The sequence below is a fragment of the Aquabacterium soli genome (assembly GCF_003933735.1).
Lineage (GTDB): Bacteria > Pseudomonadota > Gammaproteobacteria > Burkholderiales > Burkholderiaceae_C > Aquabacterium > Aquabacterium soli.
The window spans coordinates 12767-39430 of the sequence record NZ_RSED01000023.1 but is presented as its reverse complement, the minus strand read 5'-3'; the positions used below and the strand labels follow the sequence as shown (position 1 = coordinate 39430).

Genomic DNA, 26664 nt, shown 5'->3' with positions numbered 1-26664 from the left:
CGCCATCATGCGGCCACCGCCTGGGTCATCTTCTCGCCGACGAACTGTTCGCAGGCCTGCTCATCGCCCCACCACGGGTACAGGCTCGGCGGGTGGTTGAACCCATTGACGATGGCCTTGGCGATCGGCGGGCATTGGCCGGCAGCACCCAGCAGGTTCAACAGGTGCGGCGGGGGCGGCATCAGCATCGAGTTGGTCCACGCCACCACATCCTGCGCATAGTGCCAGAAGGTCTCGAAGGTCTGGTTCATCCAGTCCTCGCTGTAGGCCTGGTCCCCTCGGGCGAGGATCGCATCCAGGTACACGCGGAAGGCCTTGGTGGCGTTGTTCGAACCCTGCCCGGTGATCGGGTCGTTGACCACCACCGCATCACCCAGGCCCAGCACCAGCTTGCCGGAAGGCAGGCGCAGCACCGGCTTGCGGATGGTCGGCGCAAAGGTGCCCGCCAGGATGCCGTTGGCATCGGTCAACTCGGCATGGCGGGCCCGCTCGGCCTCCCAGGGCAGGTAGGTCTGCAGGATCTGGCAGCTGAAGGCCAGGTGCTCCTGCGGGCTGGTGATGCCTTTCCAGCCATCCATCGGGCCGCCGGGCAGGCCTTCGAACACCATGATGTCGCACGGGCCGCTCAAGGTGTAGGCCGGGAACACGAAGTACTCGCCGACGCCCGGGATCAGGTTGAAGGAGACGCGGCTGTACTCGGGTGTCGGGGCCAGTCCATGCACATAGGTCAGGGCCAGGGCGCGCTGCGGCTGCTCGAAGCGTGAGCGCGCGGCATCGCGTTCGAACAGCTTGACCACCTCGCCCTTGCCGGCAGCCAGGATCACCAGGTCATTCGTGGCCGCGAGTTCTTCCAGCTCGGCCACGCCCGCATCCTGCAGGATGAGCTTCCCGCCGCGCTGCTCGAACAGCTCCAGCCAGGCCGGCATCTTCACGCGCTGGTCCACGGCTTGGGCGATGTGGTCCAGGCGGTGCGACCAGTCGATCAACTTGGCGCCAGGCTGCTCCGGGTGCGGCACGGTCAGGCTGATGCCCTCCACCGGCGGACACACGGCTTCCCACTGGTTCAGGCCCACGTCGCGTTCGATCTGCAGCGAGGCGTCGAACATGCACTGGCTGGACATGACCTTGCCCGCACGGATGTGGTCTGGCGTGCGGTTGGACACGAGGGTGACGTCGTACTTCCTGTCGAGCAGTGACAGGGCCAGTGGCAGGCCGGCCTGGCCTCCACCCACGATGGCGATGCGGCGCATGGTGCGTTCCTTTGGTCAGAAGAATGGGGGTTGGGTGCCTGTGCGGTGGCGGCTCAAGCCATCAGGCGGGGAATGGCGGGCACGTTCTGCTCGGGGCCCATGGCCGAATAGCCGCCGTCGACGGCGTAGTCGGCGCCGGTCACGAAGCTGGCATGGCTTGAGAGCAGGAAGGCGACGACCTCGGCCACCTCGGCCGGATCGCCCAAGCGCCCGAGCAGGTGGTAGGACGCGGCCACCTCATCGGCCTTGGCGCGGTTGCCGCCGGCGCATTCACTGATCACGCGAGACCAGGTCCAGCCGGGTGACACCGAGTTCACGCGGATGCGGTCGGGCGCGAAGTCCATGGCCATGCTGCGCGTGACCTGCAGCAGCGCGGCCTTGGACACCGGGTACAGCCAGCGGCCGGTCTGCGCCACGCTCGACGAGATGCTGGTGAAGTTGACAATGGCACCGCCACCGGCCTGGCGCATGGGTTCGCGCACGGCGCGCGCCATCATCACGGCGCTGACCACGTTCACGTTCAGGGCCTGCAGCCAGTCTGCGCGGCCAGAGGCGGCGCCATCGTCCAGGTAGGAGCAGGCCAGGTTGACCAGGGCGTGCACGCCGCCCAGCGTGCGGACCACCTCGGCCACACGGACGTCGAGCTGGGCGTCATCGGTCAGGTCCAGCGTGTGGAACTGCACCTGTTCGGGGTGGCGGGAGGCCAACTGCGTGCCACCTTCAGCATCGATGTCGAACACCACCACCTGGGCCCCGGCGGCCACCAGGCGCTCGACGACGGCCTGGCCGATCAGGGTGGCGCCGCCCGTGACGATGGCCACATTTCCGTTCAATCCTTGCATGACGTTCCTTTCGATCGCTCTGATCAATGCGCGGTGTGTCACCGTGCATTGATCTTGATCGAAAGGGCGGCATCAGCAGTAGCCGCAGGCTGCAGCGCCTATCCAGTAACTGCGGCCTTCGTCCTTGCAGCTCAGGCGAGCTCGCGCGCCAGCATGTAGCCGGATCCGGCCCCCGTGCCGCCACCCGGCCAGGTGCTGGCGCCCACGTGGTACAGGTTCTGCACGCCGGTGCGCCAGCGTGCGCGTCCCCAGCCCGGGCGCAGCATGAAGAACTGGTCCAGGTGGTGGCTGCCGCTCAGGCTGTCGCCTTCGACCAGGTTGGGGTTGTCCCGTTCCAGATCGACCGGGGACAGCACCGTGCGGGCCAGCACCTTGGCCTTGATGCCGGGGGCATAGCCTTCCAGCAGGTTCATCATGCGGTCGGCGTAGGCTTCTTTGAGCGCGTCCCAGCTGCCGGCGGGCAGTTCATTTGACGCGTCGGCACGCACCTCGTAGGGCAGCGTGCGCACCTGCACCCACAGCACATGCTGGCCGGCCGGTGCCCGCGAGGGGTCGTGTGCGGTAGGCTGGCCGACGACGAGCATCGGCTCCGAAGGCAAGGTGCCTTCGAGTGAGTTTGCATAGGTCGTGGCCAGTTGCGTGAGCGACGGCGCCAGGTGCACATACGCGAACTGCTTGAGCGCTTCACCAGCGGCCCAGTCGGGCAGCGAGTCCATGGCCAGGTGGATCATCATCGTGGCCGGTCCAGGGCGCAGCCTGGCAGCCCCGGCGCTGTCGGCGGGCGCATCCTTGCCCAGCAGTCGGCCATACAGGGCGCGTGGGTGCACGTTGGCGATCACGGCCTTGCTGGCCAGCAGCGTCTGGCCGCTGGCGAGTTCGACACCGGTGGCACGCCCGGATTCGACGGTCACCCTGGCCACCTCGCAACCTGTGCGCACCTCGCCTCCAGCGGCTTCGATGGCCTTGGTCATCGCCTTGATGATCGTGTCGGCACCGCCCTGGCCCAGCATCATGCCGAAGCGCTGGCTGGCCATGGCCTCCAGGTAAGGGAACAAGGCACCGCCCGACACATCGGGCCCGAAATCAAGGTGCATGCCCCACGATGCCAGCATGCAGTGCACGGAAGGGCTCTCGAAGTGCTCGTGCAGCCAGTCGCGCGGCGAGCTCAGCAGGATGCGCACCAGCGCCGAGGCCTTCTGCAGGCCCAGACCACGGTACAGGCGCCACAGCAGCTTGAGCGCAGCCCACGACGGCGCGGGCGTGCCCAGCAGGCCGAACAGGTAGGGCGCCTGTTCGTCGAAGGTCTTGTCCAGCTGCTGCCAGCGCTCGGCATCCTTCGGGTTGGCCCGCCGCACGTGCGCCAGCGTGGCCTCCAGGCCTTTCTCGACGCCCACCCAGGGCAGCTGCGAAGCGGGCGGGAAGGCCGAGGCGAAAGGCTTGTCGGCGGGCACGAAGCCCAGGCCATGCTTGGCCAGCAGGCCGCCATGCTCGGCATGGAAAGGGGATCCAGCGAAAGAACTCAGGTTCATCGCGTACAGGTCATGGCGGAACCCGGGCAGGGTGCACTCCACGGTCTTGACCGCGCCGCCAGGCAGTGCCTGGCGCTCCAGCACCAGGACGCGCCAGCCCTTGGCTGACAGGTGAACGGCGGCGGCCAGACCATTGAGGCCGCTGCCCACGACGATGGCATCGAATGAACTCATGCAGCTTGCAGAAGAGAATGTTCAGAGTGACGAAATTGCCCTGGGATGAAGCCCGCCACGCGGGGCCGCAGGGTGTCCGAGGGCGAGCAGCCGTAGCGCTTGCGGTACTGGGCCGCGAAGCGCCCCAGGTGCACGAAGCCGAAGTGCAGTGCCACCTCGGTCACGGCCACCGGCCGGCCGGAGCGGTTGGCGTTGCACAGCAGTTCATGCGCGGCCTTGAGGCGCTGATCCCGCGCATAGCTCAGCGGTGAGGCCTCGCCCTGGCGCCGGAAGGCCGATTCCAGCGTGCGCGCGCTGACGCAGGCGTGGTCCGAGATCTCGCACAGGGTCAGGGCCCGGTCCAGGTGCGCATGGATGTATTCCTTGGCGCGGCGCACGCAGCGCTCGTTGTTGCGCTCCGGGCGGGTGTTGCCCGCATCCGTGGGCATGAGCAGGGCGAAGGCCGACAGCAGGAACTCTTCCATCGAGGCGCACGCCGCCCGGTGGCTCAGCCACAGCGAGCCGAACTTGTCCAGGTTGTGGGTGATGTCCATGGCCGCCTGGCACCACGCGGCCACGCCCGGGTCCTGCCGGGAACGGCTCAACGCGAAGTCCAGTGTCCGGGGGGCGTGGTCGTTGAAGAAGCGGCGTTGCACCAGCTGGCTGGGTGCACTCAAAAGGAGCATCTGGCAGTCACTGCTCCAGTGCATGCGCCCGTGTCCCTTGGGCTGCAGGATGCTCAGCACGTCCGAATCCACGTGGATGTCATCGCTGCTCGATTCCAGGCGTGCCGATCCCCGCAACGGGATCTGCACCATGTAGAAATCACCACGCTCGCCAGGGTCGATGGTGACCTCTGCGCCGTACGACAGCACGTTGAGCGAAGCCTCTTCCAGGCGGACCTGGTTGTGGTGGGCATGCAGAGCCTGGGTGTCGCCATGCAGTTCCAGTTGGTGTTGAGAGAAGGCGCGGCCGATCTCATGGCGGGCCTGCTCGGCGGTGCAAGCCCGGACAAGGGGGAAACTGTCGAGTAGTTGTGGGGCGGGGAAAGGGGACATCGATCACTCCAGGAGTGTGACGGATAGTTGACAGATAAAGTAATAGCCAGGCAACTAGGGTTTGCGCCTAGCCACCAGGAAATCCGACACGGGCCGAAAACCTCAGGCTTGCCAGTAACTTAAGAGGTAAAGCAATTTGCGGGCTCACCCGGTGCGTGCGGACCAATCGGCGCGTTTCGGCTACAGGCTCGCGGCCAATGGATAGCCCTCCAGCGCCCCGGCGGCGAGCATCAGGCCTGTGTTCAACGGCGGAAGTCGGACAGGCCCACAGCCCGTTTGATGCGTCATCGATGTCCTGGAAAGCCTTCTTGAAAACCCTCTTTCACATCGCGCTCACGCTGCTGGGCGTGGCGGTGGTCGTCTTCTTCCTGATGAGGGTGGTGCCTGGGGACCCGGTGGCGATGATGATTCCGCCCGGGGCCGGCCCCGAGGACATCGCCCACCTGCGCGCCTTCTATGGCCTCGACAAGCCGATCCCCGAGCAGTTCGGCATCTGGCTCTGGCACGCCGTGCAGGGGGATTTCGGCGTGTCCATCAGCCTGAAGCAGGACGTGCTCGGCCTCATCCTGGAGCGCCTGCCGGCCACGCTGGAGCTGGGCTTCACCGCGCTGACGCTGGCCGTGGTGGCCGGGGGGCTGCTCGGCATCATGGCCGCGGCGGGGCAGGGCTCCTGGCTGGCCTCGGCCATCGATGGTGTCACCGCCTTCTGCCAGGCCATCCCCGATTTCCTGTGGGGCCTGATCTTCATCCTGCTGTTCGGTGTGCTCTGGATGTGGCTGCCGATCTCGGGGCGCGTGGACCCCACCATCGCCTTCGACGCGCACACGGGCTTCTACTTTTTCGAGAGCCTGCTCAGGGGCCGCTGGGATGTCACCGCCTCGGTGGTCCTCCATTCGATGGCGCCCGCCGTGGCCCTGGGCATCCCCGTGAGCGCGATGATCGCGCGGGTGCTGCGGGCCTCGATCCTGGAGGCACTGTCGTCCGACTATGTGCTGCTGGCCCGGCTCAAGGGCATGTCGGGCACCCGGGTGCTGTGGGTCGAGGCATTGCCCAATGCCATCACCCCCACGCTGCAGCTCACCGGCGTGCAGTTCGCCTTCATGCTGGGCGGCACCGTGCTCATCGAGCGGCTGTTCAGCTACCCCGGCATCGGCGGGCTGGCCATCAACGCCGTGATCGCCCGCGACCTGCCGCTGATCCAGGGCATCGTGCTGACCTTTGCGCTGTTGTTCGTGCTGATCAACCTGTTGGTCGAGGTGCTGACCCTGGCCATCAACCCCCGCCTGAGGAGCTCGACATGAGCCGCGCTGCTGTTCCGATCCATGCCCGCCTGGTGCGCAACCCGCGGGTGGTGCTGGGTGCCCTGATTGTGCTGGTGCTGCTGGTGTCTGCGGTCTTTGCCCCGTGGCTGGCCCCGGTGGACCCGCTGGCGCAGGACCTGATGTCGCCGCTGCTGCCGCCGGGCACCCTGGCCGAACCCCTGATGGAGGGCGATGCCGCGGTGATGCATTGGCTGGGCACCGACAGCCTGGGCCGCGATGTCGTCTCGCGCATGATCTGGGGCGCACGCACGGCGCTGATCGTGGCCCTGCTGGCCGCCACGCTGTCGGCCCTGGTGGGCACGCTGCTGGGCGGCCTGGCAGGCTACTTCGGCGGCCGGCTCGATGCCGTCATCTGCCGCATGGTCGATGTGTGGATGGCCTTCCCGCCCGTGCTGCTGGCGGTGGTTCTGGTCGCGCTGCTGGGCACGGGCCTGACCTCGGTGATCATCGCCATCGTCGTGGTCGACTGGACCCGCTTCGCGCGCATCGTGCGTGCTGAGGTGCGCGCCCAGCGGCAGCTGGATTACGTGACCTCGGCGCAGATGCTGGGCCTGGGCCCGATCCGCACGCTGTTCAGCGAGATCCTGCCCAACGTCGCGCCCTTGCTGATCACCCTGGTCACGCTGGAGATGGGCGTGGCCATCGTGGTCGAGGCCATCCTGAGCTTCGTCGGCCTGTCCATCGCCTCGGGCGAGGCCACCTGGGGCAGCATGATCGGCGAAGGACGCCTCTACGTGAACCAATCGCCCTGGCTGATGACGGTGCCCATCATCGCGACCATCGTGTCGGTGGTCGGGCTGAACGCGCTGGGCGATGGCCTGCGGCATGAACTGGACCCGGTGGTGCGCAAATGAGCAAGAACGTACTTCAGATCGAGAACCTGGAGATGTCGATCACCTCCGCGGGGCGCGTCTCGCGCATCCTGCGGGGCGTCAACCTGCGTGTCGAAGCCGGCCAGGTGCACGCGCTGGTGGGCGAGTCCGGCGGCGGCAAGTCCATGGTGACACGCTGCGCCACGGGGCTGATGCCAGCCGGTGCGCGCATCACGGGTGGCAACATCATCCTGGCCGGCAAGGACGTGACACAGGCGAACGAGCGCGGGTGGCGCACGCTGCGCGGCAAGGTCGTGAGCATGGTGCTGCAGGATCCGCTGACGGCGCTCAACCCGCTCCGGCGCATCGGCGCCCAGCTGGAAGATGTGCTGCGCCTGCACAGCGGGATCCGGGGCGCCGACCTGCGCAAGGAATGCATCGCGCTGCTCGACAAGGTGCATGTGCGCGACCCGGAGCGCGTGCGCACCCTCTACCCCTATGAGCTGTCGGGCGGCATGCGCCAGCGCGTGGTGATCGCCATCGCGTGGGCCTGCCGGCCGCAGCTCATCATCTGCGACGAACCCACCACGGCGCTGGACGTGACCGTGCAGAAGGAAGTGCTCAAGCTGATCCGCGAGCTGGCCCGCGAAGGGCAGGGCGTGCTGTTCGTCACCCACGACCTGGGCGTGGTGGCCAAGCTGGCCGACGAGATGAGCGTGATCCACACGGGCCGCATCCTCGAATCCGGCCGCGTGAACGAGGTCTACCAGAACCCGCAGCACCCGTACACGCGCGCCCTGCTGGCCGCCACGCCCCGCTTCGACCGGCCGGGGCACCAACTGACGCCGGTGAGCGAGACCCTGATCGACACGCTCCAGGCCGAGGCGCTGCAGATCGACGCCCTGAAGGAGGCCGCATGACCCAGCCACTGCTGCACGTGCGGGGCCTGGGCCTGGATGTGCCCGATCTGTCCGCCCAGGGGCGGCGCGACAAGGCCGTGCGCGCCATCCTGCAGGATGTCAACTTTTCCGTCGAGGCCGGCCAGGCGCTGGGTGTCATCGGTGAATCGGGCAGCGGCAAGAGCTCGCTGGCCCGTGCACTCACCTTGCTGATGCCGCCGCAGCGCGGGTTCATCGAGTTCGATGGCGCACCGATCGGCCCGGAGATGGACGCCACCCGGCTGCGTGACTACCGCGCCAGCCTGCAGCTGGTGTTCCAGGACCCGATGTCGGCGCTGAACCCGCGCCGCCGGGTGGGTGCCAGCATCGTGCGTCCACTGGAGGCCTTGAACCGCCTGAACGGCCAGCGTCCGGAGCAGGCCGCTGCGGCCCTGCTGGACCGCGTGGGCCTGCCGGTCGGTTTTGCATCGCGGTACCCGCACGAACTGTCTGGCGGGCAACGCCAGCGCGTGAACATCGCGCGTGCGCTGGCGCTGAAACCCAAGGTGCTGATCGCCGACGAGGTGACCTCGGGCCTGGACGTGTCCGCCCAGGCCCGGATCGTCGAGCTCCTGGAATCGCTGCGGCGCGATGAACGGGTCTCGTTGATCTTCATCAGCCATGACCTGTCGCTGGTGCGCAGCCTGTGCGACAGCGTGCTGATCCTGCGTGGCGGGCACGTGGTGGAGTCCGGAAATTCGGCCGAGGTCTTCGCGCAACCCAGGAGCGAGTACACGCGCAAGCTGCTCGATTCCATCCCCCTGCCGGTGCCGGACGCCCACTGGCTGGACGCGGTGGAAGGATAAGCGCCAGCTGGATAGCCGAGTGCGGATTCTGGATAGAAGCCACCACCCAGGCTGGGCAAGATAGCATCATCGTCAGACCTTCGCAGGAGCAATGCAGTGACCCACGTCCTCCAGGATCTCGTTCAGGAACTCGCCACCGGTGCGGTGCGCATCGTGGACCTGACCCACACCTTGTCCGAGGACTTCCCCGCGCTCCAGCTGCCGCCGGAATTCGGACAGGTCTGGGGCTTCAAGCGCGAGAAGATCTCGCAGTACGACGAGGCTGGCCCCGCCTGGTACTGGAACAACTTCAGCTGCGGCGAGCACACCGGCACCCACTTCGACGCGCCGGTGCACTGGGTCAGCGGCAAGGACTTCCCGGCCAACACGGTGGACGAGATCGACCCAGCGGCCTTCGTGGGCCCCGCCTGCGTGATCGACGCCAGCGCCGAAGTGGCCGCGAACCCCGACTTCATCCTCACTGTGCCCTTCATCGAGCAGTGGGAAGCCAAGCATGGCCGCATCCCGGCTGGCGCCTGGGTGTTCCTGCGCACCGACTGGTGCAAGAAGATCTCGGCCCCCGAGACCTTTGCCAACCTCGCCGCCGATGGTCCGCACACACCCGGGCCCGACAAGGCCGCGGTGGAGCTGCTGGTGTCCCGCGATGTGCGTGGCTTCGGTGTCGAGACCATCAACACCGATGCGGGCCAGTCCTTCGGCTGGGAGCTGCCCTACCCCTGCCACACGCTGATGCACGGTGCGAACAAGTTCGGGCTGCAGTGCCTGAACAAGCTGTACGAGCTGCCGCCGACGGGCGCCTTGATCATCAGCGCCCCGCTCAAGATCAAGGAAGGCTCCGGCTCTCCGCTGCGGGTGCTGGCCCTGGTCAAGAGCTGACCAAAGGGCCGGCCTGGCCGGCCACCGCTGCCTGGCAGCGCTCCTGAATCGTTCTGCGTCGTTGCCCATCGTGCATGGGCAATGGGATTGCTTTGTCTGTTTGATGGCGCCGACATGCGCGCCGGGAAAGGCTTCTATGACTACGAATGCGAACCACGATGGTGGCCGACGCTCCTTCTGCGCGAGCACTGGCCTCGTGATCGCCGCCCTGGGGGCCTCCGGCCCGCTCAGCGTGCTGGCGCAGACCCAGAAGACGCTGACCATCGCCTACAACGTGGACCTGCCCTCCTGGGATCCCACCGTGGGTCCGTCGGCCGTCAACCCGACCATCCAGTCGCTGTACAAGGCGGTGTTCGCCCAGTTCATCACACAGAACGCCGACCTGTCGCTCAAGCCGGACCTGCTCACCGAGTGGGGCTGGAACGCGGACAAGACCCAGGTGTCGATGACCGTTCGCAGCGGTGCCAAGTGGCACGACGGCACGCCCATCACCGCCGAGGACGTGGCCTGGTCGCTGCGCCGTGCCGCCGACCCGAAGACGGGCAACCCCATCCAGTTCCTGTGGAGCAAGATCACCAACATCAAGGCCACGGGCAACAAGGTCACGGCCGATGTGCGCGAGTACGAGCCTGCGCTGTTCAAGTGGATGGCCTTCCTCACGGGCTACATCCTGCCCAAGGCCTATTTCGAGAAGGTGGGCGCCGACGGCTTCGAGAAGAAGCCCATCGGCAGCGGCCCCTACAAGGTGGAGGAGTTCGTGCGCGGCTCGCACGTGCGCCTGTCGGCCTTCAAGGAATACTTCGGCCCCAAGCCGGTGTTCGAGAGCGTGGTCATCAAGTTCACGACCGATCCATCGTCCCGCGTGGCCGAGGTGGAGTCGGGCCGCTCCGACCTGACGCTCGAAGTGCCCTATGAAGAAGCCGACCGACTCAAGGCCAAGGGCTTCGGCGTGAGCACGGCGCCCATCTCCGACATCGGCATGATCTTTTTGACGAACGTCGAGCCCATGACCAACGACAAGGTGCGCAAGGCCCTGGCCATGGCCATCGACAAGAAGGCCCTGGCCAGCCGCCTGCTGAAGGGCCATGTGCGCCCGCTGGACACGCTGGAAGCGCCGGGCTATGCGGCCTACGACGCGTCCATCAAGGCCCCGTTCGACCCCAAGAAGGCCGCGGCGCTGATGGCCGAGGCCGGCTACACCCGCGACAAGCCGCTGAAGTTCAAGGTGCAGACCACGCGTGGCTTCAAGCCCAAGGATTTCGAGGTGATGCAGGCCGTGGTGGGCATGTGGGCGCGCATCGGTGTGCAGGCCGAGCTGGAGGTCTATGAAGTGGCCAAGCATTACGAGCTGCGCTCGCAGCACAAGCTGGCACCGGCAGCCTTCTACAACTGGGGCAATGCCATCGGCGATCCCTCCACATCCACCGGCTTTGCCATGTTCAGCCACTCGCCGCACTCGGCCTGGAAGGACCCCAAGGTGCTGGACGGCATGATCGCGCCGTTGTGGGGCGAGAAGGACGAGGCCAAGCGCATCGCCGGCTACAAGGCGGTGAGCAGGTACATCGCCGACGAGGCCCTGGTCATTCCCCTGTTCCAGTACAGCCAGACAGTGGTCTACCGCAAGGGCCTGAAGTTCACGCCGCATGGCGCCGGCTTCGTGGTGCCCCAGGCCATCGGCCAGTAACACGGCGGCTCGTTTGCGGTTCTCCTGACGCTGGAAAGATGGCTGTGTCCTGCAATTCGATCACCCTTGTCAGAGCGGTCTCGGTGCTGGGCATGGCTGTCGCCGCGTTGGGAGCTTGGGGCCCGGCGGCGGCACCACATGCCTGGACAAGCGGCGTGTTGATGGTGCTCCTCGGGCTCGTTTTTGTGTTCAGCCTGTTCGTGCCAGGGGCGCGCAGGCCGCTGGATGAGCGCGCTGCTGTCGGCAGGCTGGCGTCTTCACCGGCCCCAGCACTGGTGCCGCCTGCTGCTCAGCCTGTCCAGCCACCGCAGGAAGCACTGCCCGTCGAAGCCTTCGCGGACCTCGCGCAGCGCCTGCGGGAGGGCATCGAGCTGTGCCGCAGCGACATGGACCGTGTCACCGAGCTGGCGCGGCAATCCAGCGCCCTGGTGGCCACGGCGTCGGGGGCCACCAAGGACGTCAGCGCCTGCTTCGAATCCCTGCGCCTCAACCTGCAGGCCACCGCCACCGTCTTCAAGGACCTGCAGGGCCGCTCGGGCCAGATCGAGGGCATCGTGGCCGTGATCAAGGAAATCGCCCGCCAGACCAACCTGCTGGCCATCAATGCGGCCATCGAAGCCAGCCGGGTGGGCCACCACGGCAAGGGCTTCGCGGTGGTGGCCGCCGAAGTGAAGAACCTGGCGCGGCGCACCGACGAGGCCGCGGCCGAAGCCGGTCGCCTCACCCGGGATCTGTCCGACTGCTGCCGATCGGCCGATGCCGAGGTGGGCAAGACGCTGCGGCTGGGCGACGAGGGGGTGGGCTTCAACGACGCCTCCCGCAACGCCATCGGGCAGGTCGAAGGCAGCGCGGCCAAGCGCATCGAGATCGTGTCCGCCTTCCTCAGCCGCCTGGACGAGCAGGTCCACCGCAGCCGCGACCTGGACAAGCTGCTGCGGCAGCAGATCGACTGAGAGAGCGCCAACTCATCGCCAACGCCTGTCCCGCGCACATCCTGTCCTGCGGGACGTCTGCATTTTGGAAACCAGATCCATGACACAAGCATTCGACGTGGTCTTTGTCGGCAGCGGCATCAACTCGCTGGTGGGCGCGGCCCTGCTGGCCACCCGCGGCAAGCGCGTGGCCGTGCTCGAGCGCAACGACCGCCTGGGTGGCTGCATCCGCACGGAAGAGCTCTTCCCGGGCTACCGCCACGACGTGCTGTCGCAGTGGTACCCGCTGTTCATGGGCAGCCCGGCCTATGCCGAACTGAAAGACAAGCTGGCTGCGGCCGGCCTGCAGTTCGCCCAGTGCGACTACACCACGGGCCTGGTGCTGCCCGATGGCCGCGGGCTGGCGCTGAAGCAGGACATCGCCGATGCGGCCCGCCGCATCGATGCGCTGTGTCCGGGCGATGGCCAGAAGATCGCGGCCATGGCGGCCCGCATGTTCGGTGAAGACGCCTCGCTCACCTTCGGCCTGATGGGCCAGTCGCCCTATGGCTGGGACACCGTGCGCCTGCTGGTGCGCGAGAGCTTCAAGCGCGGGCTCGACGGCATGCTGGCCTATGCCTCGGCCTCGATGGAGAGCTTTAGGCGCTGGGCCGACCGCGAGCTCGACCACGACCTGAGCCGTGCCCTGATCGCTCCCTGGATCCTGCACTCCGGCCTGGGCCCGGACGAGGCCTGCTCGGCACTGATCGGCAAGCTCACGTTCGCGGCCGTGGTGGCCGGCGGCATGCCGGTGGTGCGCGGCGGCAGCGAAGGCGTGGTGCGTGCGCTCGCCAAGGTCATCGAGGAGGCCGGCGGTGAGCTGCGCACGAATGCGGAGGTCAGCGAGATCCTGTTCAGTGATGCCAGCCCCAAAGCACGGGCCACCGGCGTTCGCGCCGCAGGGCAGGTGATCAACGCGCGGCAGGCGGTGGTGTGCAACGTGACGCCACCGCAGCTGTACGGCAAGCTCTGGCCACAGGCGCCTCAGGCCGTGAAGTCACGGGCCTCGGGCTACCGCTTCGGCCGCGGCGGCATGCAGATCCATTTCGCGCTGCGCGGCCAGCCCCGCTGGATGGACCCCGAGCTGGCGCGCGTGCCCCTGGTGCACCTGACCGAAAGCCTGGAAGAAGTCTGCGCTTCGGTGGTCACGGCCACCAATGGCCACCTGCCTGCCCGGCCCACGCTGGCCATCGGCCAGCCCACGGCCGTGGACCCCAGCCGCGCGCCGGCGGATGGGTCCATCCTCTGGGTGCAGATGCAGGAGCTGCCCAGCCGCATCCGTGGCGATGCTGCGGGATCGATCGAGGTGCCCGCCGACGGGCGCTGGACCGAGGCCGTGCGCGAGGCGATGGCCGACCGCGTGCAGCAGCGGCTCGAACAGGTGATGCCGGGCCTGGGTGAGCAGGTGCTGGGCCGCCGGGCCTACAGCCCTGCAGACCTGGAGCGCCTGAACTGCAACCTGGTCGGGGGCGATCCCTATGCCGGCGTCTGTTCGCCCGACCAGTTTTTCTGGATGCGGCCGTTCGCGTCGACCGCCGGCGCGCGGGGCCACAGGACGCCCTGCAGGAACCTCTACCAGATCGGTGCCTCGACCCATCCAGGCCCCGGCCTGGGCGCGGGTTCAGGCTACCTGGTGGCCCAGGAACTGAGCCGTCGCTGAGTGCTGGAGACGGTGCCGGGGCTGGCGCGGTATCCACAAATCGCAGACCGCTATCCGAAACCGGCAGCACGTCGATTCCATGAAGAATCATCGATTGACAACTAAAGCAATTGATGGAACAGTGACCCCGGTGGCGCGCGAGATGTGCGCACCGACTCGGAGATAGTGCGATGGCCGAAAGATCGTTTGTTGAAGAAGTGAAGAAGCTCCGCCTGGGTGCTGGCGAAGTGTTCAGCGGTGAAGGCATCCTGGCCGTCACCAAGGCCCTGCTGGAATCGGGCGTGTCCTACGTGGCCGGCTACCAGGGCGCCCCGATTTCGCACCTGATGGACGTGCTGGCCGACGCGCAGGACATCCTGTCCGACCACGGCATCCGTTTCGAGAACAGCGCCAGTGAGGCCACCGCGGCGGCCACGCTGGCGGCATCGGTGAACTACCCGCTGCGTGGCGCCGTGACCTTCAAGGCCACGGTGGGCACCAACGTGGCGTCGGACGCGCTCGCCAACCTGGCCTCCGGTGGCGTGCTGGGTGGCGCGCTGATCATCGTGGGAGAGGACTACGGCGAAGGCTCGTCCATCATGCAGGAGCGCTCGCACGCCTTCGCGATGAAGTCGCAGATGTGGCTGCTCGACCCCCGGCCCAACCTGCCGTGCATTGTCCAGGCGGTGAAGGACGGTTTTGATCTGTCCGAGGCCAGCAGCACGCCGGTGATGCTGCAGCTGCGCATCCGCGCCTGCCACGTGCATGGCCAGTTCGTCGCCAGCGACAACAAGCGCGCCTCGTTCACGATCAAGCAGGCCCTGGCCCGCCCGCAGCGCGATGTCAACCGCATCGTGCTGCCGCCCGCCAGCTTCATGCACGAGAAGGAGAAGATCGAGCAGCGCTGGCCCGCGGCCGTGCGCTTCATCAAGGAACGCCAGCTCAACGAGTTTTTCTCCGAGCACGACGATGACGTCGGCCTGGTGGTGCAGGGCGGTTCGTACAACACGCTGATCCGTGCGCTCAACAAGCTGGGCCTGGCCGATGTCTATGGCGAAAGCAAGGTACCGCTGTACGTGATGAACGTGGCCTACCCGCTGATCGACGACGAGTTCGAGCGCTTCTGCCAGGGTAAGCGCGCCATCCTGGTGCTGGAAGAGGGGCAACCCAACTTCGTCGAGCAGAACGTGGCCGACATCCTGCGCCGCCTGCAGTCGCCCACGGTGCTGCACGGCAAGGACCTGCTGCCCCTGGCCGGCGAGTACAACACGGCCACCATGCTGGCCGGCGTCAAGGCCTTCCTGCAGCGCTACGGCAAGGTCGAGGCCGATCCGAAGGAGCGCAAGGTCATCCCCCTGCAGCCCGTGTCGGCCGAGGCCAGCGCGGAGTTGGCCGCCAACGTGCATGCGCGTCCGCCGGGCTTTTGCACCGGCTGCCCGGAGCGGCCCATCTTCACGGCGATGAAGCTGGTGGAGCGTGAGCTGGGGCCGCACCACGTGACGGCCGACATCGGCTGCCACCTGTTCTCCATCCTGCCGCCGTTCAACATCGGGGCCACCACCATGGGCTACGGCCTGGGCGCGGCCAGTGCCGCGGCCTTCAACACGCCAGGCGCCAAGCGCGCCATCTCGGTGATGGGCGATGGCGGCTTCTGGCACAACGGCCTCACATCGGGCATTGCCAACGCGGTCTTCAACCGCAGCGACAACCTGACCATCGTCGTCGACAACAGCTACACCTCGGCCACGGGCGGGCAGGACATCCTGTCGTCCACGGCGCTCAACCCCACGCGCAGCACCGGCCATGCGATCGAGAAGGCCGTGCGGGGTGTGGGCGTTGAATGGGTGCACCGTGTCCAGCGCACCTACGACCTCAAGACCATGATGGCCACGCTGCGCGAAGCGCTGACCACCAAGGAGACCGGCCCCAAGGTGCTGATCGCACAGAGCGAATGCATGCTCAACAAGCAGCGCCGCGAGAAACCCCAGGTGCGCAAGGCCGTGGCCGCTGGCGAGCGCGTGGTGCGCGAGCGCTTCGGGGTGGACCCGGACACCTGCACGGGCGACCACTCCTGCATCCGCCTGTCAGGTTGCCCCTCGCTGACCATCAAGCCCAACCCCGACCCCTTGCGCACGGACCCCATCGCGGCGGTGCAGGACAGCTGTGTCGGTTGCGGCCTGTGCGGCGAGGTGTCGCACGCGGCGGTGCTGTGCCCCTCGTTCTACCGGGCCGAGATCATCACCAATCCCACGCGCATGGACAAGTTCAGGAAGCGCCTGAGCGGCCTGGTCATTGGCTGGCTCCAGGGCCGGGATGCGCGTCGTCGTGAGCAGCTGGCCTTCTGAGGCATTCAACATGCAAGAGATCAAGAACATTCAGCAGCCCATCAAGATCGCCATCCTGGCGATGGGCGGTGAAGGCGGCGGCGTGCTGGCCGACTGGATCGTGGACCTGGGAGAGCACCATGGCTGGTACGCGCAGACCACCTCGGTGCCCGGCGTGGCCCAGCGCACCGGCGCCACCATCTACTACGTCGAGCTGCTGCCGCCGGCACCAGCCCATGAGAAGCGCAAGCCCGTGCTGGCGCTGATGCCGATGCCCGGCGACGTGGACGTGGTGCTGTGCTCCGAGCTGATGGAAGCGGGCCGCGCCGTGCAACGCGGCCTGGTCACGCCCGACCGGACCACGCTGCTGACCTCGACGCACCGCGTGTACTCCATCGCAGAAAAAGCCGCGATGGGCGATGGCCGGGTGGATGTCGACGTGCTGCTCAAGCACGCCGAGAAGGCCGCCAAGCGGCTGGTGAGCTTCGACATGGCCCAGGCCGCCGAAGAGACCGGCAGCGTGATCAGCGCGGTGCTGTTCGGTGCCCTGTGCGGCACCGGCGTGGTGCCTTTCAGCCGCGAGCAGTTCGAGCAGACCATCGAGCGCGGCGGAGTGGGCGTCAAGCCCAGCCTCAAGGCCTTTGCGCGTGGTTGCGGCGAGGCGATGGGACAAGGCGCGCCCAAGGCCGAGGCCGCTGCCGAGGCCCTGCCCAACCCGAAGTCGCCTGCCGTGGCCCAGCTGTTGGACCGTGTCGGCAAGGCCTTCGATGAGAAATCGGGCCGCCTGGTGCGCGAAGGCGTGCGCCGCCTGATCGACTACCAGGACATCCCGTACGCCAGCCTCTACCTCGACCGCCTGGAATCGCTCCAGCGGCGCACCGGCGGGATGGATCCGGTGCTCACCGGCGAGGTGGCACGCCACCTGGCCTTGTGGATGTCCTATGAAGACACCATCCGCGTGGCCGACCTCAAGACCCGTGGCAGCCGCTTCGACCGGGTGCAGGGCGAGGTGCGGGCCAAGCAAGAGCAGCAGGTCCACATCAACGAGTTCATGCACCCGCGCATCGAAGAGATCTGCGAGACGCTGCCATCAGGCCTGGGCCGCTGGCTGTCCAAGCCGCACTTCATCCATCGCATGATCGCCCGCATGACCACGGAAGGCCGCGTGATCCGCACTTCGTCGCTGCCGGGCTTCATGCTGCTGTGGACACTGTCGCGCTGGCGCGCCGGCCGCCGCACCACGCTGCGCTATGAGCTGGAGAACCAACGCATCGAGCGCTGGTTCGGCAAGATCCTTGCCCTGGCCCACGCCCATCCCGCCCTGGCCCTGGAGGTGGCACGCCTGCAGCGCCTGGTCAAGGGTTATGGCGACACGCATGCGCGCGGGCTGGGCAACTACGAAACGCTGATGGGCTTCCTGGAGAAGCACGAGACACAGATCGCGCCAGCCACGCTCGGCGAGCTGCGCGAGGCCGCGCTGGCCTCCGAGGACGGGCAGAAGCTGCGCTTCGCGCTGCAGCGGATGGCGTTCAACTGAACACGGGGAGAAGCCGCTTGAAGACCGTCCAGGACCCCAGGGCCTTCCAGGTGCCGCACCGGATCCGCTTCTCGGAGTGCGACCCCGCGGGCATCGTCTTCTACCCGCAGTACTTCGTGCTTTTCAACGACCTGCTGGAGGCATGGATCGATGCGGTCACGCCGGACGGGTTCTCCGACCTCATCGTGAACAAGCGTTGGGGGCTGCCCACCGTGCACCTGGAGGCGGAGTTCTTCGCCATCAGCCGCATGGGCGATGACGTGACCCTGAGCCTGCGTGTCGAGCGGCTAGGCACGAAGTCCATGACGCTGGCGCTCGAGTGCACCGCGGCCGGCGGAGAAAAGCGCATGGCCGTCAAACAGACGATCGTGACCACCTCGCTGGTCACGCACCAGGCCATCGAGATCCCGGCGATGCTGAAACAGGCGCTGGAACCGGCGCAGTGAGGCGCAAGGAGACGTTTGATGAGCAAGCTCTGTGTGGTTGACAACACCGGCATCCGAACACCGGGCTTCGTGGACAGGTACCTGCCGGCCCTGCTGAACCAGGCGTCCCACCTGATCGTGGGCGATTTTGCCGAGGTCGTGCGGTCCCACGGCCTGTCGATCGTCGAGTGGCGTGTGCTGGCCATCCTGGCCGATGGCGACGCGGTGCCGGTGGGGCTGCTGGCGCGCAAGGCCGTCACCAAGCAATCGACATTGACACGGTTGCTGGACCGCATGGCCGAGCAGGGGCACATCGTGCGGCTGGCAGGAGGGCATGACCGCCGCCTGACCCTGATCGGCATCACGGAGGCTGGGCGTGCGTTGGTGGAGGTGCTGGTGGAGCAGGCCGAAGCGCAGCAGAAGCGCGCTCTGGCTGGGCTGGACCCGGCGCACCAGTGGCAGCTCGAGCACCTGCTCAGGCACCTCATCGACAGCCTGGCGGCCGATGCACCCGGAGCGCCCCGCGTGGTGGGCGTCTAGCCCTTGGTGCGGCGCCGTGCCTTGGGTTCGGGGGGCGCAGGGACAGGAGCAGGTGGTGGGGCCTCGGCGGCCCGTGCGGCGAACATGCGCAATTGCCCCAGCAGCTGCGTGAGCTGCGCACGGTCGGAGGTGCGCATGCCGGCGAACATCGACACCACCCAGGATTCGTGGACGGCGGCGATCTTCTCGAAGGTGGCCCGGCCTTCCTTGGTGAGCTGAAGCTGGTACGAGCGGCGATCGGTCGGGTGGACCTGCCGGGCCACCCAGCCCTGCTTTTCAAGCTCCTGGGTCAGGCCGGTCACGTTGCCGCCTGTCACCATCAGGTAGGCCGATAGCGCACTCATGCTCAGACCATCCGGGTAGCGGTGGAGCTGGGCGAGGTAATCGAAACGCGCCAGTGACATGCCGAACTCCACGCGCAGGCGGCGGCGGATCTCGGCCTGGACCTGGTTGGTGCAGGACATCATCCTGAGCCACAGCCGCAACGACTGGTGGTCGTCGTCGGTCACGCTGGCTTCCAGACCGAGGTTCTCGTCGGGAAGCGCCAGTTTCAAAGGGGATGGCAACGCGGGCATGGTGTGACGGCAATGAAGGGAGGCCAGCCAGGCAACCGGTAAAGGGGCTCCTCCACCTTGATTCGATTGTAGTGGCTGGCCTTGATCAACAGGGGGCATCTTGGGCGACATGGACAACGGCGATCTGGACGAGGGCCCGGCGGTGCTGCATGTGGGCGACCCGACCTGCCCGTGGTGCTGGGGCATGTCGCCTTCGGTGAAACTGCTGGCAGCGACCTGCCACCCGGCGGGGATCGATGTCCGGCTGATCGTGACCGGGCGCCGCATCGACGGCGCAGACGCCGGTAGCCCATCACGGCGAAATCGCCTTCGCAAGGACTGGGCCTACATCCGCAGCGTGACGGGCCAGCCGTTCGACCTTGGGTTGCTCGAGCGCGCATCGTTCGAGCACGACACCGAGCCCGCATGCCGAGCCCTGGTGGCGGTTCGCGGCGTGGTGAAGGCGCATGGGCTGCCCAGGCCAGTCGAACTGGCGTTCTTCTCGGAGGTGCAGCGAAGTCTGCATGTGCAGGGCGAGGACCCGACGGAGAGCGCCTTCTACCTCGGCATCTGCGAGAAGCTGGGCGTTCCCCGCGACGCCTTCCGGGCGCTCTTCTTCAGCGCCGGTGCCAGGTCACAAGTGCAGGCGGATGCTGTGCTGGCCCGTCGCCTGCGCGTGAAAACCCTGCCCACGCTGCTGTGGCAGAACGGCCAGGACCTGCACGTGCTGGCCGAAGGCTATGTCGGCGCAGATGAACTGTTGGCGAGATTGCATGGCAGGTTGGCCTCTTTCCCGATGCCACGCAAACTGGATACCTCATTGCGCCAAACGGATTGAGGCCTTGGTGGTGCTCACGCGAAACTGAATTCGCTCCATCGAGAGCGCACTCGCATGTGCGCGCCCCCAACCCCCTGTTTGTCCTTTAGGAGATCTCTGTGAAGAAGTCGACGATATTCTCTCTGCTGTGTTGCGCTTCGGGTTTGTCCATGGCTCAGTCCTCTTCGGGGGTGACCATCTACGGGATTCTCGATGTCGGTATTGACCGCGTGAGCAACGTCGGCGGACACGGCAACACGCTGGTCAACACCGGCGTGCTGGTGCCCAACCTGCTGGGCTTTCGCGGCAGCGAAGACCTGGGCGGCGGCCTGAAGGCGATCTACAAGCTCGAGACCCAGTTCGCCATCGACACGGGCACCACCATCGGCATCAACGGCACCAGCGAAGGCATGTGGAACCATGGCGCCTACGTGGGCCTGGAAGGCAGCATGGGCAAGGTGACGATCGGTACGCTGGATGACTTCATGTTCTCCAACCTGTCGGTCAAGCGCTATGGCTTCGGCGCGATGTTCCCGTTCGTGAGCCTGACCTTCCTGCGCCAGGGCCCGTTCGCGAACCTGACCCCGGTGGGTTCGTTCGACTTCGACCGCACCGGCCTCACGAGCCGCGTGTCCAATTCCATCCGTTACGACAGCCCCACCATCGGCGGCTTCAACTTCGGTGCGCTCTATGGCCTGGGCGAGCAGTCAGACAGCCAGTCGCGCAACAGCACCTACAGCCTGGGTGCCGATTACAGCAGCGGCCCGTGGACCTTCACCGCCGCGATGATCAATGCCAAGTCGCCGCTGATCAACAACGGCAACGACGGCCTGACGAGCTGGGGCCTGGGTGGCCGCTATGACTTCAGCGGCGGCATCTCGACCGACTTCCTGTACACGAACACGAAGAACACGTTCACGGATGCCAAGATCGATTCGTACGAGATCGGCGCGATCATGAGCCCGACGCCGACGACGCGCCTGATCGGGCAGTACACGTACATGAAGGGCAACGATCAGCTGAGCAACAACAAGGCGCACCAGATCAACACGGGGCTGCATTACCTGCTGTCCAAGCGCAGCAATGTGTATGTGCAGTACTCGTACCAGAAGGCTTCGGGCGATGGCGACAATGCCAAGGCACAGCTGATGCTGATGGGGGCTTCTTCTGGCTCGTCTCAGGGTGTGCTGCGGGTGGGGATGTTCCACGCGTTCTGATCTGTTGATTGATCAACGCCTGCGGGGCTCTTGGGCCTCGTGGGCGTTTTTCATTTGCGGTTCGACGGTTGAGCGCTTTGTCGTGGCAGCGCGGGGCGCGGGATGTGTGGGCATCCGGCCGGGCGCCTATGTTGTCGGTCCTGACTCCGTCATGACTGCCTTGCGATGCTCGCGACGAGGTGGGGTCGCAGAACTCGCTACGCGGCTTCGCCGCTGCGCTCAAACAGCTGCGACCAGTCAGATGAACGAAGCGCGCTGAGCGCGCCCACCTCGCCACTGTGCTTCTCAGCGCCAACGAAGGCGCCCGGCCGGCTGCCCCCACATCCCTTCTTCGCCCCGCTCGGTGGCGTGCGTAGAAGGCTGTGCTGTAGGTCGTTCGGTTCGCGCGGCTACAGGCCCGGGGACGCTCTGCCTTTTGGGATATAGCTGTACGCCTGGCTTGCAAAGGCAAAGGAAAAGACCCTCCGCATGCGGAGAGCGGGGCACAAAGGGCTGAGCTGGCTTCCGTCCGGGCGCCTTGAGGGGGCTGAGGAGCACAGTGGCGAGGTGGGCACGCGCAGCGTGCTTAGTTCAACTGACAGGCTGACGCTGTTTGAGCGTAGTGGCGAAGCCGCGTAGCGAGTTCGGCAGCCCCACCTCGCCGCGCGCACCGCAGGGCAGTTCCGCCGAAGGCGGAACCCCCCGAGTGAAGCCCGGACGGAAGCCAGCTCAGACCCCGCCCCGCTGCCCCGAAAAAGCGCCGACCCTTTGCAGACAAAGAAAAAGCCACCGGGCTCAAGCAGAACCCGATGGCAATGGAGACCGGCGGAGCCAATGCCCCACCGTGGAGAAATTCAGAGAAGAAGGCTCAGAACGCCGCAATCCCCGTTTGCGCACGCCCCAGGATCAACGCATGCACATCGTGAGTCCCCTCGTAGGTGTTGACCACCTCCAGGTTCACCAGATGCCGCGCCACCCCGAACTCGTCGCTGATGCCATTGCCGCCCATCATGTCCCGCGCCAGCCGCGCGATGTCCAGCGCCTTCCCGCAGGAGTTGCGCTTCATGATCGACGTGATCTCCACCGCCGCCGTGCCTTCGTCCTTCATGCGCCCCAGCCGCAGGCAGCCCTGCAGGCCCAGCGTGATCTCGGTCTGCATGTCGGCCAGCTTCTTCTGGATCAGCTGGTTGGCCGCCAGCGGCTTGCCGAACTGCTTGCGGTCCAGCGTGTACTGGCGCGCACGGTGCCAGCAGTCTTCGGCCGCGCCCAGCGCACCCCAGGCGATGCCATAGCGCGCCGAGTTCAGGCAGGTGAAGGGGCCCTTCAGGCCGCGCACTTCGGGGAAGGCGTTTTCTTCGGGACAGAACACCTCGTCCATCACGATCTCGCCGGTGATGCTGGCGCGCAGGCCCACCTTGCCGTGGATCGCCGGGGCGCTCAGGCCCTTCCAGCCCTTCTCCAGCACGAAGCCGCGGATCGCGCCTTCGTCGTCCTTGGCCCACACCACGAACACATCGGCGATCGGGCTGTTGCTGATCCACATCTTGGCGCCGCTCAGGCTGTAGCCGCCAGCCACCTTGCGCGCGCGGGTCACCATGCTGCCAGGATCGGAGCCATGGTCCGGTTCGGTCAGGCCGAAGCAGCCGATCCACTCGCCACTGGCCAGCTTGGGCAGGTACTTCTGCTTGGTGGCTTCGTTGCCGAACTCGTTGATGGGCACCATCACCAGCGAAGACTGCACGCTCATCATCGAGCGGTAGCCCGAGTCCACGCGCTCGACCTCGCGGGCCACCAGGCCGTAGCTCACGTAGTTGAGGTTGGCGCCGCCATAGGCTTCGGGGATGGTGATGCCCAGCAGGCCCAGCTCGCCCATCTCGCGGAAGATGGCCGGGTCGGTGCGCTCATGGCGGAAGGCCTCAAGCACGCGCGGTGCCAGGCGCTCCTGGCAGTAGGCATGGGCGGCTTCGCGCACGGCGCGTTCGTCGCTGGTGAGTTGCTGGTCGAGTTGCAGGGGATCGTCCCATGCGAAGGAAACTTTGGTCGTGGCCATCAAGGGGCTCCGTAGATGATGAGGTCGGGGAGGCGGGGCGGGGCGGGGCTCAGGCCGGGATGACGGCCGTGGCTTCGATCTCCACCTTGGCGCGGTCTTCCATCAGGGACTTGACCTCCACCGCGGTCATCGCGGCGTTGTACGAACCGATGATCTCGCGGAAGGCCCGGCCGATTTCGCGGCCCGCGGCGAGGTACTCGCGCTTGTCCGTGACATACCAGGTCATGCGCACGATGTGTTCCGGGCGGCCACCGGCCTCGCGCAGCACCTCGACGATGCTGCGCAGGGCCTGCTCGGTCTGGACGACGAAGTCGTCGCTGTGGAAGACGCCGTGCGCATCCCAGCCGATCATGCCGGCGATGTAGACCTGTCGGCCTTCGGCGGCGACGCCATTGGCGTAGCCTTTGGGGCGGGGCCAGCCTTCAGGGAGAAGTACTTGCATGGAGATACTGCCTTGTTCGTAGTCTTGATTGATGATGCGGGCCTCAGCCCGCCTGTCCTTCTCGCACGTCCTTGAGCAGTTCGCGCGCGATGATGAGTTGCTGTACTTCGGTGGCACCTTCGTAGATGCGCAATGAGCGGATCTCGCGGTACAGGCGCTCGACCGGCTGATCGCTGACCACGCCCTGGCCGCCCCACAATTGCACGGCGGCGTCGATCACGGTCTGGGCGCCTTCGGTGGCGGCCATCTTGGCCATGGCGGCCTCGCGGGTGACGTTACGGCCCTGGTCGCGCTGCCAGGCGGCGCGGTAGGTCAGCAGCGCAGCGCCGTCGATGGTGGTGGCCATTTGGGCCAGCTTGGCCTGCGTGAGTTGGAAGTCGGCCAGCACCTGGCCGAACATGCGGCGGGTGGTGGCGCGCAGCAGGGCCTCGTCCAGTGCGCGGCGGCCGAAGCCCAGCGCGGCAGCGGCCACCGAGGTGCGGAACACGTCCAGCGTGCGCATGGCCACCTTGAAGCCTTCGCCCGCGGCACCGATGCGCTGCGTGACGGGCACGCGGCAGTTGGTGAAGCGCAGTCGGGCCAGCGGGTGCGGCGCGATCACGTCGATGCGTTCGGCGATGTCGAAGCCCGGCGTGCCCGCTTCGATGATGAAGGCCGAGATACCTCGTGAGCCGGGCGCTTCGCCGGTGCGGGCGAAGACCACGTAGAGGTCGGCGATGCCGCCGTTGGAGATCCAGGTCTTCTCGCCGTCGAGCACGTAGTGGTCGCCGTCGAGCCGGGCCGCGCAGGCCATGGCGGCCACGTCGGAGCCGGCCTCGGGCTCGGACAGCGCGAAGGCCGAGATGGCCTCGCCCTTGGCCACGCGGGGCAGGTAGCGGGCTTTCTGCTCGGGCGATCCATCGATGCTGATGGCACCGGAACCCAGGCCCTGCATGGCGAAGGCGAAATCGGCCAGGCCGTTGTGACGGGCCAGGGTCTCGCGGATCAGGCACAGCGTGCGGGTGTCGAGCGTGTCGCTCGAACCGCCATGCGCGGTACCGGCCACGGCATGGCGCAGCCAGCCGGCCTTGCCCAGGATGCGGACCAGGGCGCGGCAGTCGGCGTCCACATCATCGCTGTGGATGTCGGCCACGTTCGTGGCGGCCCAGGTGTCCAGGTCGCGGGCCAGGGCGCGGTGGTGGTCCTGCAGGAAAGGCCAGTCTAGGTGGGGCAGGCGTTCTGTAGGCATCTCAGTTTCCTTCGAACACGGGTTTCTGGCGCGCCACGAAGGCTTCGTACGCGCGGTTGAAGTCTTGCGTCAGCATGCACAGGGCCTGGGCCTGCGCCTCGGCCTCGATGGCCTGGTCGATGCCCATGGTCCATTCCTGGTGCAGCATGGTCTTGGTCAGGCCGTTGGCGAAGGTGGGGCCGGCGGCCAGGTCGCGGGCCAGGGCCTGGGCATCGTCCAGCAGGGCTTCGGGGGTGCTCAGGCGGTTGAAGAAGCCCCAGCGCTCGGCTTCCTCGCCGGCCATGCTGCGGCCGGTGTAGAGCAGGTCGCTGGCGCGGCCCTGGCCCACGATGCGTGGCAGGATGGCGCAGGCGCCCATGTCGCAGCCGGCCAGGCCCACGCGGTTGAACAGGAAGGCGGTCTTGCTGCGCGCGGTGCCCACGCGCAGATCGGAGGCCATGGCCATGATGGCGCCGGCGCCGGCGCACACGCCGTCCACCGCGGCCACGATGGGCTGAGGGCAGGCGCGCATGGCCTTGACCAGATCGCCTGTCATGCGGGTGAACATCAGCAGCTCGGGCGCCTTCAGCCGCACCAGCGGGCCGATGATCTCGTGCACATCGCCGCCAGAGCAGAAGTTGCCACCGGCGCCGACCAGCACCACCACGTGCACATCGGGCGCGTGGCGCAGCTGACCGAACAGGTCACGCAGTTCGGCGTACGAGTCGAAGGTGAGCGGGTTCTTGCGTTCGGGACGGTTCAGCGTGATGGTGGCCACGCCATCGTTCAAGGACCACAGGAAGTGGCGGGCTTCGTAGCCGGCCAGGGGACGGCGGTTGCCGGCTTGCAGGGCCGGATCCAGCAGGGGGGTGTCACTCATGCGTTGTCCTGGTTGGGGCGGATCGGATGGGTTCAGCGTGGCAGTTCGCCGCCGCAGACGGCGATGCTCTGGCCATTGACCGAGGCGGCGCCGCGTGAGCTCAGCCACACGACGGCATCGGCCACCTCTTCGGGCTGCACGAAGCGGCCCTGCGGGTTGCCCGCAGAGAACTGGGCGCGGGCCTCTTCTTCGCTGCGGCCGGTCTTGGCCATGACGTTGGCGATGCTTTCGCGCAGGATGTCGGTCTCGGTGTAGCCGGGGCACACGGCGTTGACCGTCACGCCTTGCTTGGCCACTTCGAGGGCCAGCGAGCGTGTGAGGCCGATCACGGCATGCTTGGCGGCGGCGTAGGCTGTCACGTAGGTGTAGCCGGTCAGGCCGGCCGTGCTGGCCACGTTGACGATGCGGCCCTGTCTGGCTTTCACCATGTCGGGCAGGGCGGCCTGGGTGCACAGCACGGTGCCCATCAGGTTGACGTCCAGCATCTGCTTCCAGGCGTCACCGCCTGTTTTCAGGAAGGGGGCGCTGCTGGCCTGGCCAGCGTTGTTGACCAGCACCGTGGCTGGGCCGAAGCGCTGGCGGGCCTGCTCGAAGGCGGCCGCCACTTGAGCCGCATCGCTGACGTCGGCCACCACCGCAACGCGGCGCGCCGGGTCTTCGGCCACCAGCGGGGCCAGGCTCTCGGCGCTGCGGCCGAGGATGCTCAGGCGTGCCCCGCGGGCTGCGAAGGCGCGCACGATCGCGGCGCCGATGCCGCGTGCGGCGCCGGTCACCAGCACGTGCTGGTCTTGCAGGGAGTCGTTGGCGCTCAT

24 protein-coding genes are annotated in these 26664 nt (G+C 67.1%); 14 read left to right on the top strand and 10 right to left on the bottom strand.

Translation table 11 applies throughout. From position 1 onward, the window contains the following. Positions 1 to 5: 5 nt before the first annotated feature. From EIP75_RS20845 to EIP75_RS20830, 4 genes are all read right to left on the bottom strand, one after another. Positions 6 to 1250 (bottom strand): styrene monooxygenase/indole monooxygenase family protein, encoded by a 1245-nt coding sequence (locus tag EIP75_RS20845; RefSeq protein ID WP_125245126.1) that lies wholly within the window; start codon positions 1248 to 1250, stop codon positions 6 to 8. A gap of 53 nt (positions 1251 to 1303) precedes the next feature. Next, positions 1304 to 2092, bottom strand: coding sequence for an SDR family oxidoreductase (locus EIP75_RS20840; protein ID WP_125245125.1), 789 nt, complete (start codon positions 2090 to 2092; stop codon positions 1304 to 1306). Positions 2093 to 2223: 131 nt separating this feature from the next. Next, positions 2224 to 3795: a phytoene desaturase family protein gene (locus EIP75_RS20835; RefSeq protein ID WP_125245124.1), complete on the bottom strand. Its 1572-nt coding sequence runs from the start codon at positions 3793 to 3795 to the stop codon at positions 2224 to 2226. Next, on the bottom strand, positions 3792 to 4832 hold the full coding sequence (locus tag EIP75_RS20830; protein WP_125245123.1) for an AraC family transcriptional regulator: 1041 nt from the start codon (positions 4830 to 4832) through the stop codon (positions 3792 to 3794). Before EIP75_RS20830 ends, EIP75_RS20835 begins: the two co-directional genes overlap by 4 nt. Before the next feature lie 308 nt (positions 4833 to 5140). Here EIP75_RS20830 and EIP75_RS20825 point away from each other — a divergent pair, with 308 nt between their 5' ends. From EIP75_RS20825 to EIP75_RS20770, 12 genes are all read left to right on the top strand, one after another. Beyond that, complete coding sequence (locus tag EIP75_RS20825) at positions 5141 to 6133, top strand: ABC transporter permease (RefSeq protein ID WP_199758661.1); 993 nt, start codon at positions 5141 to 5143, stop codon at positions 6131 to 6133. Next, positions 6130 to 7008 carry an ABC transporter permease gene (locus EIP75_RS20820; RefSeq protein WP_125245121.1) on the top strand — a complete coding sequence of 293 codons (879 nt, stop codon included), beginning with the start codon at positions 6130 to 6132 and terminating at the stop codon, positions 7006 to 7008. Before EIP75_RS20825 ends, EIP75_RS20820 begins: the two co-directional genes overlap by 4 nt. Next, entirely contained in the window at positions 7005 to 7886 is an 882-nt protein-coding gene (locus EIP75_RS20815; protein WP_125245120.1) for an ABC transporter ATP-binding protein, read from the top strand. The genes EIP75_RS20820 and EIP75_RS20815 overlap by 4 nt, the downstream gene beginning before the upstream one ends. Further along, positions 7883 to 8710: an ABC transporter ATP-binding protein gene (locus EIP75_RS20810; RefSeq protein WP_125245119.1), complete on the top strand. Its 828-nt coding sequence runs from the start codon at positions 7883 to 7885 to the stop codon at positions 8708 to 8710. Before EIP75_RS20815 ends, EIP75_RS20810 begins: the two co-directional genes overlap by 4 nt. Positions 8711 to 8806: 96 nt before the next feature. Beyond that, on the top strand, positions 8807 to 9586 hold the full coding sequence (locus EIP75_RS20805; protein ID WP_125245118.1) for a cyclase family protein: 780 nt from the start codon (positions 8807 to 8809) through the stop codon (positions 9584 to 9586). A gap of 136 nt (positions 9587 to 9722) precedes the next feature. Continuing rightward, a complete protein-coding gene (locus EIP75_RS20800; RefSeq protein WP_125245117.1) occupies positions 9723 to 11270 on the top strand; it encodes an ABC transporter substrate-binding protein in 1548 nt (515 codons plus the stop codon). A gap of 161 nt (positions 11271 to 11431) precedes the next feature. Beyond that, entirely contained in the window at positions 11432 to 12223 is a 792-nt protein-coding gene (locus EIP75_RS20795; RefSeq protein ID WP_233584972.1) for a methyl-accepting chemotaxis protein, read from the top strand. A gap of 79 nt (positions 12224 to 12302) precedes the next feature. Next, the gene (locus EIP75_RS20790) at positions 12303 to 13901 is read left to right on the top strand and encodes a phytoene desaturase family protein (protein WP_125245115.1); all 1599 of its coding nucleotides are present in this window, start codon (positions 12303 to 12305) and stop codon (positions 13899 to 13901) included. Positions 13902 to 14071: 170 nt separating this feature from the next. Beyond that, positions 14072 to 16225 (top strand): thiamine pyrophosphate-dependent enzyme, encoded by a 2154-nt coding sequence (locus EIP75_RS20785; RefSeq protein WP_125245114.1) that lies wholly within the window; start codon positions 14072 to 14074, stop codon positions 16223 to 16225. Positions 16226 to 16235: 10 nt separating this feature from the next. Continuing rightward, a complete protein-coding gene (locus tag EIP75_RS20780; RefSeq protein ID WP_125245113.1) occupies positions 16236 to 17741 on the top strand; it encodes an indolepyruvate oxidoreductase subunit beta family protein in 1506 nt (501 codons plus the stop codon). A 17-nt stretch (positions 17742 to 17758) separates the two neighbouring features. Continuing rightward, positions 17759 to 18187, top strand: a complete 429-nt coding sequence (locus tag EIP75_RS20775; protein ID WP_199758660.1) for an acyl-CoA thioesterase — start codon at positions 17759 to 17761, stop codon at positions 18185 to 18187. 18 nt (positions 18188 to 18205) lie between these two features. Beyond that, positions 18206 to 18706 carry a MarR family winged helix-turn-helix transcriptional regulator gene (locus EIP75_RS20770; RefSeq protein ID WP_125245112.1) on the top strand — a complete coding sequence of 167 codons (501 nt, stop codon included), beginning with the start codon at positions 18206 to 18208 and terminating at the stop codon, positions 18704 to 18706. Here the strand turns inward: EIP75_RS20770 and EIP75_RS20765 are convergent. Next, positions 18703 to 19281: a MarR family winged helix-turn-helix transcriptional regulator gene (locus EIP75_RS20765; RefSeq protein ID WP_125245111.1), complete on the bottom strand. Its 579-nt coding sequence runs from the start codon at positions 19279 to 19281 to the stop codon at positions 18703 to 18705. The genes EIP75_RS20770 and EIP75_RS20765 overlap by 4 nt on opposite strands. A gap of 109 nt (positions 19282 to 19390) precedes the next feature. On the opposite strand from EIP75_RS20765, the gene EIP75_RS20760 reads away from it, so the two are divergent. Together EIP75_RS20760 and EIP75_RS20755 are read left to right on the top strand one after the other, a co-directional pair. After that, on the top strand, positions 19391 to 20098 hold the full coding sequence (locus EIP75_RS20760) for a DsbA family protein (RefSeq protein ID WP_233584971.1): 708 nt from the start codon (positions 19391 to 19393) through the stop codon (positions 20096 to 20098). A gap of 98 nt (positions 20099 to 20196) precedes the next feature. Further along, positions 20197 to 21294, top strand: a complete 1098-nt coding sequence (locus EIP75_RS20755) for a porin (protein ID WP_274379821.1) — start codon at positions 20197 to 20199, stop codon at positions 21292 to 21294. Positions 21295 to 22141: 847 nt separating this feature from the next. Here EIP75_RS20755 and EIP75_RS20750 read toward each other — a convergent pair. From EIP75_RS20750 to EIP75_RS20730, 5 genes are read right to left on the bottom strand one after another with little or no spacing between them, the layout of a single operon-like run. Further along, positions 22142 to 23323 (bottom strand): acyl-CoA dehydrogenase, encoded by a 1182-nt coding sequence (locus EIP75_RS20750; RefSeq protein ID WP_125245108.1) that lies wholly within the window; start codon positions 23321 to 23323, stop codon positions 22142 to 22144. A gap of 49 nt (positions 23324 to 23372) precedes the next feature. Then, entirely contained in the window at positions 23373 to 23765 is a 393-nt protein-coding gene (locus EIP75_RS20745; RefSeq protein ID WP_125245107.1) for a RidA family protein, read from the bottom strand. 43 nt (positions 23766 to 23808) lie between these two features. Then, positions 23809 to 24993: an acyl-CoA dehydrogenase family protein gene (locus EIP75_RS20740; protein ID WP_125245106.1), complete on the bottom strand. Its 1185-nt coding sequence runs from the start codon at positions 24991 to 24993 to the stop codon at positions 23809 to 23811. A gap of 1 nt (position 24994) precedes the next feature. After that, positions 24995 to 25852, bottom strand: a complete 858-nt coding sequence (locus EIP75_RS20735; protein ID WP_125245105.1) for an enoyl-CoA hydratase family protein — start codon at positions 25850 to 25852, stop codon at positions 24995 to 24997. Between the two features lie 32 nt (positions 25853 to 25884). Then, a complete protein-coding gene (locus EIP75_RS20730; protein ID WP_125245104.1) occupies positions 25885 to 26664 on the bottom strand; it encodes an SDR family NAD(P)-dependent oxidoreductase in 780 nt (259 codons plus the stop codon).